General features: G+C 59.4%; 12 protein-coding genes. 5 read left to right on the forward strand and 7 right to left on the reverse strand.

Going from position 1 to position 13,286, the window contains the following annotated elements; translation table 11 throughout:
- The first annotated feature begins 153 nt into the window (after window positions 1–153).
- Entirely contained in the window at window positions 154–639 is a 486-nt protein-coding gene (locus GBC55_RS28695) for a T6SS immunity protein Tdi1 domain-containing protein (RefSeq protein WP_162441176.1), read from the forward strand.
- A 54-nt stretch (window positions 640–693) separates the two neighbouring features.
- On the opposite strand, the gene GBC55_RS28700 is transcribed toward GBC55_RS28695, so the two are convergent.
- Window positions 694–1,899: an MFS transporter gene (locus GBC55_RS28700; RefSeq protein WP_162441175.1), complete on the reverse strand. Its 1,206-nt coding sequence runs from the start codon at window positions 1,897–1,899 to the stop codon at window positions 694–696.
- A gap of 112 nt (window positions 1,900–2,011) precedes the next feature.
- Here GBC55_RS28700 and GBC55_RS28705 point away from each other — a divergent pair, with 112 nt between their 5' ends.
- Both GBC55_RS28705 and GBC55_RS29860 read left to right on the forward strand, forming a co-directional pair.
- Window positions 2,012–2,623: a TetR/AcrR family transcriptional regulator gene (locus GBC55_RS28705; RefSeq protein ID WP_162441174.1), complete on the forward strand. Its 612-nt coding sequence runs from the start codon at window positions 2,012–2,014 to the stop codon at window positions 2,621–2,623.
- A gap of 91 nt (window positions 2,624–2,714) precedes the next feature.
- On the forward strand, window positions 2,715–2,843 hold the full coding sequence (locus GBC55_RS29860) for a hypothetical protein (protein WP_268932937.1): 129 nt from the start codon (window positions 2,715–2,717) through the stop codon (window positions 2,841–2,843).
- Window positions 2,844–2,909: 66 nt separating this feature from the next.
- Here the strand turns inward: GBC55_RS29860 and katG are convergent, their stop codons facing one another.
- The 6 genes from katG to GBC55_RS28735 form a co-directional block, all read right to left on the reverse strand.
- Window positions 2,910–5,168 carry a catalase/peroxidase HPI gene (katG, locus tag GBC55_RS28710; protein ID WP_247267054.1) on the reverse strand — a complete coding sequence of 753 codons (2,259 nt, stop codon included), beginning with the start codon at window positions 5,166–5,168 and terminating at the stop codon, window positions 2,910–2,912.
- Window positions 5,169–5,606: 438 nt separating this feature from the next.
- Window positions 5,607–6,620, reverse strand: coding sequence for a proline racemase family protein (locus tag GBC55_RS28715; protein WP_162441085.1), 1,014 nt, complete (start codon window positions 6,618–6,620; stop codon window positions 5,607–5,609).
- Between the two features lie 38 nt (window positions 6,621–6,658).
- On the reverse strand, window positions 6,659–7,447 hold the full coding sequence (locus GBC55_RS28720) for an ABC transporter permease (protein WP_162441086.1): 789 nt from the start codon (window positions 7,445–7,447) through the stop codon (window positions 6,659–6,661).
- A complete protein-coding gene (locus tag GBC55_RS28725) occupies window positions 7,444–8,286 on the reverse strand; it encodes an ABC transporter permease (RefSeq protein ID WP_162441087.1) in 843 nt (280 codons plus the stop codon). The genes GBC55_RS28720 and GBC55_RS28725 overlap by 4 nt, the downstream gene beginning before the upstream one ends.
- The gene (locus tag GBC55_RS28730; protein WP_162441088.1) at window positions 8,283–9,350 is read right to left on the reverse strand and encodes an ABC transporter ATP-binding protein; all 1,068 of its coding nucleotides are present in this window, start codon (window positions 9,348–9,350) and stop codon (window positions 8,283–8,285) included. The genes GBC55_RS28725 and GBC55_RS28730 overlap by 4 nt, the downstream gene beginning before the upstream one ends.
- Window positions 9,351–9,365: 15 nt before the next feature.
- On the reverse strand, window positions 9,366–10,415 hold the full coding sequence (locus GBC55_RS28735) for an ABC transporter substrate-binding protein (protein WP_162441089.1): 1,050 nt from the start codon (window positions 10,413–10,415) through the stop codon (window positions 9,366–9,368).
- 117 nt (window positions 10,416–10,532) lie between these two features.
- Here GBC55_RS28735 and GBC55_RS28740 point away from each other — a divergent pair, with 117 nt between their 5' ends.
- Together GBC55_RS28740 and GBC55_RS28745 are read left to right on the forward strand one after the other, a co-directional pair.
- Window positions 10,533–11,576 (forward strand): GlxA family transcriptional regulator, encoded by a 1,044-nt coding sequence (locus GBC55_RS28740; protein ID WP_162441090.1) that lies wholly within the window; start codon window positions 10,533–10,535, stop codon window positions 11,574–11,576.
- Window positions 11,577–11,744: 168 nt separating this feature from the next.
- Complete coding sequence (locus tag GBC55_RS28745; protein ID WP_162441091.1) at window positions 11,745–12,872, forward strand: diguanylate cyclase; 1,128 nt, start codon at window positions 11,745–11,747, stop codon at window positions 12,870–12,872.
- Window positions 12,873–13,286 lie beyond the last annotated feature (414 nt).

Below are 13,286 nucleotides of genomic sequence, written 5' to 3' on the forward strand. Positions count from 1 at the left end.
CGATCTATGGACTTGCCCGAGAAAAAAGACCTGAACGCTGGTCAGGTGAGACACGCAACTGGAACCCAATCGGGACGGTATATCTGAACCCTGAAAGGGAGCTGACAGTGGTCATAAAGGTCGCGTAGCACGACGGGGGACGCGACAACTACCTTGAAAAACGCCGATGCCTATGGGCTGTTTTGGACTGTAAATCCGCAAGAGTATGAGGCGGTGCTAGGTCATTGGTTGACCGATACTGAATTTAACGGTCTAGAAAATTACCACGTCATTGCCCGCAGCGCGTTTGGTGTACTTTACGTGTGGGGAGAGAAAAGCGGGTATTGCCTGACTATCTCATGCCCGATGGCACGCTACTCCTCACGCGTCTCGAGGTTTACAGGGTTAAAAATGGATTTTGGGGTCAAAGCGTTTTTCTCTGGTATGAATGCTAGCTCCAATGATTTTGGAGATATGTTCGAAGCGGCGGTTGAGAAACTTGGGAGACTTAAGTCAGATGAGATGTATGGATTCGTCCCAGCCCTGGCTCTCGGTGGTCCGATAGAGTTCAATAATGTACACAAAGTAAAAATTATCGAGCACCTGGAGTTTCTGTCTCAACTGACACCGCTAACCGACTGGGGCTTTCCGGATTATTAAACAATTCACAGATCATCGAGAAAACTCCGAAAAAGCCCCTTAAAACACCTCCAATCAGTGCCCAGCAATCACCAAACCGCTGTCCCTGTCACCCTTCGGAAAACCATGCCCCCGCGCATTGAACGCGATGCAGAAACTGATCATCACCAATACCAGCAACACCCAAGGAAAGGCACTCACGCCCAATTGGTCGAGCATCACCCCACCCAATAATCCACCCACCGCAATCGCGCTGTTCCAGACCACCACATTCATGGAAAGCGCCACGTCCGCTCCCTTTCCCGCAGAGTCAGCCAGCGCGGTCTGGAGCAATGTTCCGGCGCCACCGAAGGTCAGCCCCCAGACGAAAACGCCGAACAGCATCGCGATGGCAGAGTGGGAGAACACGCCGAACAGGACAGAAACGGCGGCAAAAGTCGCCAGGCTGGCCAGCACTGCAGTGCGCAGATGCCGATCCACCAGCCGACTGGTGATCCAGATACTTGCGAGCGCAGCGACACCGAAAACCAGTAGCACCACGTCGACACTCCGGCTCAATCCTGCGGATGAGAGAAAGGGGGCGATGTAGGTGTAGAGAATGTTGTGCGCGAGCATCCAGGTCACGACAACGCCGAGTACTGAGCGCACGCCCGGGGTGTAGAGCACTTGGCGCAGCGGCATGCGTTGTGACGAGGTCTGGCCCTGGTAGTCGGGGACTTTGATCAGCACCCACACGATCAGCCCAAGGGTTAACCCTGACATGAGTGCGAACGCCATTCGCCATCCCATCAGTCCGCCCAGCCAGGTGCCTAACGGCACGCCCAGCGATAGCGCTATCGGGGTGCCCACCATGGCCACCGCCAAGGCGCGGCCCTGCAGGCGAGGGACAACCATGCGCCGTGCATAGCCCGCCAACAGGCTCCAGGCCAGACCGGCAGAGGCGCCGGCGAAGAAGCGGGCAACGAGTGTCAGCAGGTAGTCCGAGGACAGCGCCGTCAGGGTGTTGAACACCAGAAAGCCAAGAATCGTCGACAGCAGCACTGTGCGGCGCCGCCAGCCTTGCGTGGCGATCGTCAACGGAATAGCGGCCAGCAACGATCCCAGTGCGTAGACCGTCACCATTTGCCCGGCCAGTGGCTGTGAAACATTCAATCCCGTGCCGATTTCCGGTAACAGGCCGGCGGGCAAGGTTTCAGTCACGATGCAGATAAATCCGGTCATGGCCAATGCCAGTAATGCGCCTAGCGGGAGTCGCTCGGCTTGCTGCTCATCAATCGCCATTTCATGCTCCAGGTGACTTATATATCGATCGATATAAATCTAGGGAGGTGGGCCCTCGTTGTCAACGACTTATGTATCGATTAGTATCTAACTCATTCAAACGGAGGATCGTATGGCACAGATGGGAAGACCGCGCACCTTCGACCGTGACGCGGCAATCGATCAGGCAATGAATCTGTTTTGGGAGCACGGCTACGATTCGACGTCGCTCAATCAGCTCAAAGCCACCATCGGCGGCGGCATTTCCGCACCGAGCTTTTATGCCGCATTTGGCTCAAAGGAAGCGCTGTTCAAAGAGGTCATGGCGCGGTACCTGAGCACGCATGGCCGCGTCACGGACAGCCTGTTCGATGACACGCTGGCGCCCAGGGACGCCATCGAACTGACCCTGCGTCGCTCCGCCAGAATGCAGACCGAAGTCGACCACCCCACAGGCTGCCTGGTCTCATTAGGCTGGATGAGCGCGTGCTCGGAAGAGAGCAAAGCCATCTCGCAGCCACTCGCCCAGACAAGGGCTTTGAATCGGGCGGGGATCGTCAAATGCATCGAACGCGGCGTTGCCGAGGGGCAGTTGCGTCCGACTGTCGACGTTGAGGCCCTGGCTACGATGTTCGACAGTTTTCTGTCGGGGCTTTCCACACTCGCCAGAGATGGCGTTTCACATGCCGCACTGGACGCCGCAGTGACGCAGGTGATGACCGTTTGGGATGCATCAGCGAAGTAATCGTTTCACATGACAGATGTGCATCCTGAGCTCTGGTGCAGGTGCTCTGATCTGTATTTTTCATCGCTATCTGCCTCTGTAATGCACACAGATGCCGGCTCACAATAAGGGCACTTTCCGCGAGCAGGAGGCCCCGATGGGCAAGATGGCGATTTTCCTTGGTGGTTTTCTCGTATTGACCGTGTTGATCGGTGCGCTGGCGACGATTTCTCCTGTCTGATCAGTGTCCGTAAAAAACAAAACGCCTCCACTCAGGGAGGCGTTTTGCGTTTTCAGGACTGCAGCATCACTTCAGATCAAAGCGATCCAGATTCATCACCTTCGTCCACGCCGCCACAAAGTCCTTAACGAACTGCTCCTTCGCATCGCTGCTGGCATACACCTCGGCAATCGCGCGCAACTGCGCATTCGATCCAAACACCAGATCGACACGGGTGCCGGTCCATTTCACCGCGCCCGTCTTGCGGTCTCGTCCCTCGAACTCCTGCGCATCATCGGAGACCGGCTTCCATTCCACACTCATGTCCAGCAAGTTGGTGAAGAAGTCGTTGGTCAGCGCTTCCGGCTGCTGGGTAAACACGCCATGTCTGGTTTGACCGACGTTGGTGTTCAGCACGCGCAGGCCGCCAATGAGTGCGGTCATTTCCGGTGCGGTGAGGGTCAGCAGTTGCGCCTTGTCGATCAGCAATGCTTCGGCTGGAACGCTGTAGCGGGTTTTGAGGAAATTGCGGAAGCCATCGGCGGTGGGCTCGAGGAACGCGAACGACTCGACGTCTGTCTGTTCTTGAGTCGCGTCCATCCTGCCTGGCGTGAACGGTACCGTGATGTTCACGCCTGCGTTTTTGGCGGCCTGTTCGACGCCGGCGCTACCGGCCAGGACGATCAGGTCCGCGAGGGAGACTTTCTTGCCGCCGCTGCTGAAGTCACGCTGAATCCCTTCAAGTTTTGCCAGCACGCTCCCCAATTGTTCCGGCTGGTTGGCCTGCCAGGATTTCTGTGGTTCCAGGCGCAAGCGTCCACCGTTGGCACCGCCGCGTTTGTCGGAGCCGCGGAAGGTCGAGGCGGCCGCCCATGCTGTCGACACAAGCTGCGAAACCGACAGACCGCTGGCTTGCAGTTTGCCCTTGAGCGCGGCGATGTCGCTGTCGTTGATCAGCTCATGGTCGACGTCAGGAATGGGGTCTTGCCACAGCAGTTCTTCGCCGGGCATTTCCGGGCCGAGGTAGCGCGAGAGCGGGCCCATGTCGCGGTGGATGAGTTTGTACCAGGCGCGGGCGAAGGCGTCGGCCAGTTGATCGGGATTGGCCAGGAAGCGCCGGGAGATCGGTTCGTAGATCGGGTCGAAGCGCAGCGCCAGGTCCGAGGTCAGCATGGTTGGGTTGCGGCGTTTGGAAGGGTCGTGGGCATCAGGAATGATGCCGGCGCCGGCGCCGTTTTTCGGGGTCCACTGGTGTGCGCCCGCCGGGCTTTTGGTCAACTCCCATTCGAAGCCGAACAGGTTTTCCAGGTAGTTGTTGCTCCACTTGGTCGGCGTGGTGGTCCAGGTCACTTCCAGGCCGCTGGTGATGGTGTCCGGGCCTTTGCCGGTGCCGAAGCTGTTTTTCCAGCCAAAGCCTTGCTCTTCAAGACCGGCGGCTTCGGGTTCTGCCCCGACATTGTCCGCAGGGCCGGCGCCGTGCGTCTTGCCGAAGGCATGGCCGCCGGCGATCAGGGCCACGGTTTCTTCGTCATTCATGGCCATGCGGCCGAAGGTCTCACGGATATCCAGGGCCGATTTGACCGGGTCCGGTTCGCCTTCCGGGCCTTCCGGGTTGACGTAGATCAGGCCCATTTGCACGGCGGCGAGGGGTTTTTCCAGATGGCGGCCGGGTTCGACCCGGCTGTCTTCGTTTTCTCCAGGTTCGGCCACGAGCGGGCCTTCACCGGGTTCCTGCATGGGTTCCTTATGGCCCTGATCGTAGCGGGTGTCGCCCGCCAGCCACTTGTTTTCCGAGCCCCAGTACACGTCCTCGTCCGGCTCCCAGACGTCTGGACGGCCACCGGAAAAACCGAAGGTCTTGAAGTCCATGGATTCCAGCGCGACGTTACCGGTGAGAACGATCAGGTCGGCCCAGGAAATTTTACGGCCGTACTTCTGCTTGATCGGCCAGAGCAGCCGGCGCGCCTTGTCCAGGCTGACGTTGTCCGGCCAGCTGTTGAGCGGGGCGAAACGTTGCTGACCCGAGCCTGCGCCGCCACGCCCGTCGGCGGTGCGGTAGGTGCCGGCGCTGTGCCAGGCCATGCGAATGAACAGCGGCCCGTAGTGCCCGAAGTCTGCCGGCCACCAGTCTTGTGAGTCGGTCATCAGCGCGCGCAGGTCTTGCTTGAGCGCCTGAAAATCCAGAGTTTTGAATGCTTCGGCGTAATTGAAACCTTCGTCCAGAGGATCAGAGAGGGACGAATGCTGGTGCAGTATTTTCAGATTCAGTTGATTCGGCCACCAATCGCGGTTCGTCGTGCCACCGCCAGCGGCGTGGTTGAACGGGCATTTCGATTCATTTGCCATGTGAGAGCTACCTTTGGGTCGTGATCTTGCGGGCTATCCGCGCCTTGTGGACACGGGCAAGCGACGAGCGAAATCGATGACACAGGCTGCTGGGCCAGCAGTTCAATCAACTGGGTGATGTGACCGCGCGGGAATGAAAAACAGCGGCAATCGGGTCGCCAGCGCGGTGGCCCACGGCAGGCTTAGTCATGTTTCAGACTCATTCCTGTCTCCTTATCAGCACTACTGCGGCCGGCTTATGGCGCCAGCGCAGGACTAAGGTTAGACCCGACTCGGGAAGTCAGCTAATAGGTGCAGTGTTGGAGGGTGATAGGCAAAGTCTTTCAAGCGCCGGTGCTGGTATTGCGCCTGCTGCGCAGCCGGACGCGGGTTGCGCCAGCTGCTACAGGTTTTCGTCAGGGCTGATGCTCGACGCAGTGCGCCGGGCATCCTTGGACGTCAGTTCACAACGAAGCCTGCACCGACCGGGTCGTTACGCTCAATGACCCAACGTGAGGTCCCCAGGATACTGGCGGTGCCTTTCACGGTAGGACGGACCGCGCGCGTGCCGTTGAGGTCCACTTCACCGAGCAGGCAACCTTCGAAAGTGCCACTGCCCAGCAAACCTTCGGACAGGATAGGCTGGTTAAGGCCGAGTTTTCCCCGAGCCTCGAACATCGCCATCATCGCGCTGGTGCCGGTGCCCCCGGGAGATCGATCGAGCTGGCCGGCGCTGAACACGTGGACGTTCTTGTAGAACGCACCGTCGATGGTCGCCGGGTGCCAGAACGTAATGAAATTGAGGTCGTTGATGTGCGCCTCGGTCGGGTGCTGGATCTTGAGCTGTTTCTGGATCTGGTCCCGTGCCAGCAACCCAAGGCGTGAAAATTCGCTGCCATTCTCGGGGCTGATACGCAGGTCGCAGTTGGTCAGGTCGACAATACCGAAATAGTTGCCGCCCCAGACCAGGTCGGCCTTCAGGTCGCCGTAGCCCGGCAGGTGCACGGGAATGTCCTGGGCCGCGACATAAGCCGGCACGTTTTCGAAACGGGTCCAGAGCACGTTCTCGCCTTCGGAAGCCACTTCAGCGACAACCAGTCCCGCCGTGGTCTCGAAGCGGATTTTGGTGATGCCATCAGCGCCGCGCGGCACCAGGCCCAGGGCAACCATCGCCATGCTCACGGCAATCGTGCCGTGGCCACACATGTGCGAATACACGCTGCCGTCCATGTAGATCAGGCCCGCGTCGTACTCACTGCTGGAAGGCGGGGTGAGGAAGACCCCGAACATGTCCTTGTGGCCGCGTGGTTCCTGCATCAGCGCTTTGCGCAACCAGTCGTAGTTCTGTTCCAGAAAGGTACGCTTGGCCAGAATGCTGGAACCGGCGGGGTAGGGAATACCGCTGTGCACGATGCACAGTGGTTCACCTTCGGTATGGGTATAGATCACATCGAACGTGTCTTGCATACGCATGACTGAACTCCTGGCTTTCGGGGTGTAGGTGTGGGGGGTTATTTGCGTTCTGACAAAAGGTCGAGACCAATGCACAGATCGAGAATGATCACGGCGATGACCACCACGACAATGGTCGCGCCGGAGGCGGCGGCGATCGTTGGGTCGACGGTGTACTGCACGTAGTTGAAAAGCTTCACCGGTATGGTGTTGAGGTCCGGGGTCGTGTTGAAGATCGACAGCTCGACGTTGATCCATGACGAGATGAAGGCAAAGATCGACCCGGTGACAATCCCCGGCCTGATCTGCGGCAGCACCACATGAAAGAAAGTGGCCCACGGTGTTCCGCCCAGATCGCTCGACGCTTCCTCCAGTGCACGCTGCTCCGGTGTCAGCATCGACAGCACCGAGCGCAATACGAACGGGGAGATGATGATCGTGTGGCCGATCAGCAGTGCGAGAAAACTGCGGGTCAATCCGAAGTAGCCACCGAACTGCAACAGCGCCGCGCCCAGCACGATGTGCGGAAACACCAGCGGTGAAGTCAGGGCGGCCAAAATCGCGTTCTTGCCCGCAAATTCATAACGCGCTATCGCCAGCGCGGCCGGCACGCTGAGCAATACGGCGACGAAGGTCGCGACCAGCGCCAGAACCGTGCTGGTGGCAAACGAGGCCACGTAGCTGGGGTCGCTGAGCATTTTGCCGTACCAGTCCAGGGTCCAGCCTTGAGGCGGGAACGCCAGGAATGACGTGGCGGTGAACGAGACGCCCATGATCACCACCAGGGGCAGCAGCATGTAGCCGAGCACGGCCCAGGCGATCAGGCGAACCAGCATGCGAGTGATCATGAGTTGCTCCCTCTGATGCTGCCGACGCGTCCGGCCAATCCGACCATGACCAGGGTGAAGATCAGCAGGACGACGCTCAGTGCGCCACCGTAGTTGAAGTCGAAGACCGAGCTGTACTGCTGGAAAATCAGCATCGAGAGCACGGAGATTCTTCCGCCCGACAGAAGCGCCGGCGTCACGTAGGCACTGGCCGCGAGGGTGAACACCATGATCGAGCCGGAGATGATGCCGGGCATGGTCAGCGGCAGGATCACATGGAAGAAGGTCGCGCGGGGGCTGGCACCGAGGTCGTCGGAGGCTTGCTCATAGGCCGGGTCGACCTGGGCCAGTGCGTTGCCGGCTGCCAGTACGATGAACGGCAGCAGGATGTACACCATGCCGATCAGGATGCCGAGCTCGGTGCCCAGAAAGCGCACCGGCGTATCGATCAGGCCGGTATCCAGCAAGCTCTGATTCACCACGCCTTTGCGTCCCAGCAGGACCATCCAGCCGAACGAGCGCACGATGTTACTGGTGAACATTGGCACTACCAGCAGGATCACGCACGCTCGACGCCAGGCACGCCATTTCACGACACGCACCAGGTACCAGGCCAACGGATAGCCAAGCACCAACGACACCAAAGTGGTCAGCGCGGCGATGCGGAAGGTCACCAGAATCACATCCCAGTGGTACTGATCGCCCAGCACGCGAATGTAGTGATCCAGCGTGAAGGCCTGGTCAACACCCTTGGTCAGACTGGCGAAAATCACCACTGCAAACGGTGCGAGAAAGAACGCGGTGAAAAAGGCCAGTGCCGCAAAGAGCATCAGCAGCGGGGCGAGCGTCTTGCGTTTCATGACGACTCCCCGATCAAGTGCAGATGAGCAGGGTTGAAGCCCAGGCGCACGGCGCTGCCGGTGATCATGTCCGCCCGCGGAAAGCCCATGGTGCGTGCCACGATTGGTTGCCCGTCAATCAAGGTGTGGATCAGCGTGTGGCTGCCGACCGTGACGATGTCGCTCACGGTGCCCTGGATTTCGCAGCAGTTGGCGGTCTCTGGGGTTGCGGCATCCAGCACCTGCAGATGCTCGGGACGCAGGACGGCCACCCCTTGCCGGGCGATGTTCCTGGTATCGCGAGGCAGTGGTTTAGCGCGGATGTTCAGGCTTATCTCATCGGCGCCAGTGGCCTGGTAGTCGATCAGGTTGGCCTCGCCAATGAAGTCCGCCACAAAGCGCGAAGCGGGTGCGCTGTAGATGTCGCTGCTGGAACCGGTCTGTTCGATGCGGCCGGCGTTCATCACCACAATCCGGTCGGCGATGGTCATCGCTTCTTCCTGATCGTGGGTCACGAAAATGAACGCGATGCCGAGCTTCGCCTGCAGATGCTTGAGCTCCAGCTGCATGCGCTTGCGCAGCTTCATGTCCAGCGCCGAGAGCGGCTCGTCGAGCAACAGCAACTTGGGTTTGTTGACGATGGCCCGTGCCAGTGCCACGCGTTGTTGCTGGCCGCCCGACATGCCGCGAGGGTAGCGATCGCTGAGCGCTTCCAGACCCACCATTGCCAGTGCTTCGCGAGCACGGTCACGGGCTTCGGTACGATTGACACCTTGGCGTCGCGGACCGTATGCGACGTTTTCCAGCACGGTCATGTGCGGAAACAGGGCGTAGTTCTGAAACACGGTATTCAGCGGACGACGGTAGGGCGGCAGACGACTGACGTCCTGGCCATCGATCGCGATGGTCCCGGAGTCGGGCTGCATGAAGCCGGCGATCGAGCGCAGCAAAGTGGTTTTGCCGCAACCGCTGGGGCCGAGCAGCACGATAAATTCGCCCTGCTCGATGTCCAGGTTGATCGTGTCCAATGCCTGATAGGAACCAAAGTTTTTGCAGACGCTGTCGATGCTCAATAAAACTGACATTGCAGACCTCTTGAGCTATTTGGCGGTGACTTTGCGGTTCCAGTCATTGGTGACACTCGCGCGCTGCGCGTTGATCTGGGCCCAATCAAACAGACGCAGATCGCTGATCGATCCACCGGCGCCCCATGGCAACTTGCGAGCAACGTCTTCAGAGACTTCCACGCCTTTCACCGCTGGCCCCAGATAGAGTTTGCCGGCCAGGCACGACGCTGCTTCCTGGGTCAGCGCGGTGTTGATGAATTGCTCGGCGGCCTTGCTGTTGCGTGCGCCTTTGATCAGGTGCAAGCGCGCATCGGTTGCCCATACGCCTTCCTTGGGAATCGAGAAACCGATGGGGGCACCCTTGTCGATCAAGTCCCAGGCGCCGACGTTGAAATGCGCACCGATGATGGCTTCACCACTTTGGAAGGCGTTGGTGGCGGCACCCGAACTGTCGAAGAACAGCGCGGTGTCCAGTGCGCCAAGCTTGCTGTACAGCGGCGCCAGGTCGGACCGGTCAATACCCCAGACGTCAGCCATGAAGAATACGAACGGCACCCCGGAGGAGTTGGCCGGCGAGGGCAGGGCGATTGCACCGGCGTATTCGGGTTTCCACAGATCCTTCCAGCTGGTTGGCGCCTCTTTTATGTCCTTGGTGTTATAGGTCAGGCCAAGGGAGTAGAAACCGCTGCTGACGGCGAAGGTGTGGCCGGCTTCGGAGTAGACGCCTTTATCGACAACGTTTTTCAGGTTGGGAATGGCAGCGGGATCGAGATCGGCGAGTACACCGGCCGCATACGCGAGTTCACTGATTCCGCCATCCATCCAGGCCACGTCAATCGTAGGGCTGGACTTTTGCTGCTGGAGTTTCGCCAGGGTCGTGGTTGAGGTACCCACTTCCGCCGCCACGGCGATCCCGGTGGCTTTCGTGAAAGGTTCTGCAACACAATTGAGGAAAGCATCCCCCCAGTTGCCGCCGTACAACGCGACCGTCAGCTTCTGCTGATCGGCCATGGCGCTTTGCGAGGAGATGCAGCCCGCCAGTGATAGCGCGACTGTGATTTTGTTCAGCGTTTTTATTCTCATCTCATGTCCTCTGGGGCGTAGTTGTACTGTTTCCCCTTGTCTGCATCTTGCTCGTAACGTCGATACGAGCGCTTGCACTCGGGGGTCTTAAAGTTGAATAGTTGGGTCATGCCCAAAATGACTCAGAATCATCAGGAATTCCACGCCGCGCCCGGGACCCTTCCCGAGCTAAACGCGCGCCCGCAGCTGTCGGTGGGACTGGTCCTGCTGGATCAGTTCACGCTGGCGGCATTTTCGGGGTTCGTGGATGTGCTGCGGTTGTCCGCCGATGTCGGCGGCGCCAGTCGGCAGATCCATACCGCGTGGCGGGTGATGAGTGTCGACGGCTTGCCGCGCACTTCCAGCGCCGGCATCACACTGGAAGTTGCCGGTGGCCTGGCTGAGGACCTGGAACAGTTCGATTACGTGGCCATTTGTGGCGGCAACGATTACCCCAACACATATTTGCCCGTTCAGTTGCGCGACTGGTTGCAGCGCGCAGCGAACAGCCGTACCCGCTTGTTGGGCATTTGCACGGGCACCTTCGCGCTGGCGCAAGCGGGTGTGGTGGGCAATCGGTCCGTGTGCGTGCACTGGAATGTGCTGGATGCGTTTCGTGCGAGGTTTCCGAAGACGCCTGCAGCCGTCGATCATCTGTTCATCGACGAGGGGGATTTGATTACCTGCGCGGGATCAACGGCGGCGATTGACCTGGGGTTGTACCTGGTCGCCAGGCACTGCGGGCGCGAAAAGGCGCAGCAGGCCGTGCGGCATATGATGCTGCAGGGCATCCGCCAGGGACGGCAGCCACAGGCGCACTTCTATGCAAACCTTGCGGACATCAAGGACGAACGTGTCCGTCAGGCAGCGCACTACATTGAACAACGCATGGACAGCCTGCCGACGCTCGATGCCATTGCACGATATGTAGGCCTGGGCCGGCGCCAGCTAACCCGCGCGTTTCAACAATCCCTGGGCATTTCACCCATGGAGTTCCAGCGTTCGCTGCGCGTGGAATACGGCAGCTGGTTGCTGGTAAACAGTCACAGCAGCATCACGCAAATTGCCATGGATTGCGGATTCGCCGATGGCGCGCACTTCTCGCGGGAGTTTCGAACCCGCTTCGGCGTGTCTCCGCGTCAGTTTCAGCGCCAGGAGCGATCAGCCCTGCATGAGCAGTAGCTGGAGCAGCTGATTGAAGACGTTGCTCGGACATGGGTTTCACTCGTCAATGCAGCAGCTAAGCTTGCGGTGAGATAGCGTTTGCAAATGGGTGTGATTCTTGTGTTTGCGTTAGTGGCGAGATGCCACAATGGCGTTTCTTCACAGCATCTTGATCAGGCGGATCATATGGATGGCCTTGGGCTTCGATACGACCAGGAAAGCTATATAGCGCGGCAGGTACGCGCTGACCGGTTGCACCAGTTGTTCCACCAATCCGTTTCGGCAGTGCTCGGCAGTTACCTGGCGGCGATCATGCTGTGCTGGTTGTGCTGGGACAGCTTTGATCACAGCGTGGTTTATGGGTGGATCGCGATTCTGTCGGTCTCGTCATTGCTACGGCTTGCCATGTTCATCGCCTATTTTCGCAGCCCCGACTTAGAGCGGACCCCGCAACGCTGGGAACGCACGTACTGGATCACGCTGGTGCTGTCTGCCGGTATCTGGGGTGTCGGAGCCCTGGCGGTGATACCGGCCGATAATCTGTTGTCCCAGGCGCTGGTGATGCTGTTCGCGGTCGGGATGTCGGTGAGCGCGGTGTCCTGCTACTCGTCCTATAGCCACATGACGCTGGCGTCGATTGCGCTGGTGTTACTGCCGTGCACTTCCTGGCTGCTGTTTCAATCGTCAACGATTCAGGTCGGCATGGCGCTGGCGGTTCTGGTATTCGCCTCGTTCGTCGCGGGTGCGACGCGCAAGCTGTCCGAAGCACTGGAAACGGCGTTTCGCCTGACCCGTGAGATGGAGCAGGCGCACAACATTTCCACCCGCGCGGCACAGACTGACGAGCTCACCGGGCTAAACAATCGCCGGGCCTTTTTCGAGCATGCCCAGCGGCTGTACAACCATTGCAAAAGCCACCGGTTACCGCTGTGTGTGGTGATGCTGGATATGGACCATTTCAAGCATATCAACGACACCTACGGGCATCAGGTCGGGGATCAGGTGTTGCGGCAAATGGGGGTGGTGATCAGCAAGTCTTTTCGGGCGACTGATGTGTATGGGCGCTTGGGAGGCGAGGAGTTTGCCGTGCTGCTTCCGGATACGTCCATTGAGGTTGCTCTGGATATCGCCGAGCAGGTGACCCGTTCGATTGCGGGGTCGATGACCGGGCCTGTTCACTGCATCACGGCCAGCCTGGGTGTGGCGTCGATGGAGGCTGGCGATCATGATTTGCACAGTGTGATGAATAACGCGGATAAGGCGCTGTACCGGGCGAAGGCGCGGGGGCGGAATCAGGTGGCGGTGTCTGAGTGAGGGCTGCAGGCATTTGGTGTGCTCGCGATGGTGGCCTGACAGTTGCCTCTTTCTGGCGGGTGTACCCAGATCAAATTGTAGAAGTGAGCCTGCTCGCGATAGCGTCCTTACAGCCAATCCATATCTCACTGATCCACCCGGATCAAACTGTAGGAGCGAGCCTGCTCGCGATAGCGGTCTGATCGGCGGTGAGATTCTTGATGGTGTACATATCCATTCCTGTGGTCACGGCTTCTATTGGTTTCGACCTTACGGCGAGTCACTTTCGAAAAGCGCGAAAGTAACCAAAGCGCTCTTGCCCCTTTCGTCCGGTGCCTCGCCTGGGCTCGGCATACCCTCACTCCGGTCCTGCTCCGTGGGCCCGCCGCGATCGGCCATCCATGGCCGTGCGCGGCTAACCCGGCATCCATGCCG

Source organism: Pseudomonas sp. TNT3, from assembly GCF_010095445.2.
In the GTDB taxonomy this organism is placed as follows: domain Bacteria; phylum Pseudomonadota; class Gammaproteobacteria; order Pseudomonadales; family Pseudomonadaceae; genus Aquipseudomonas.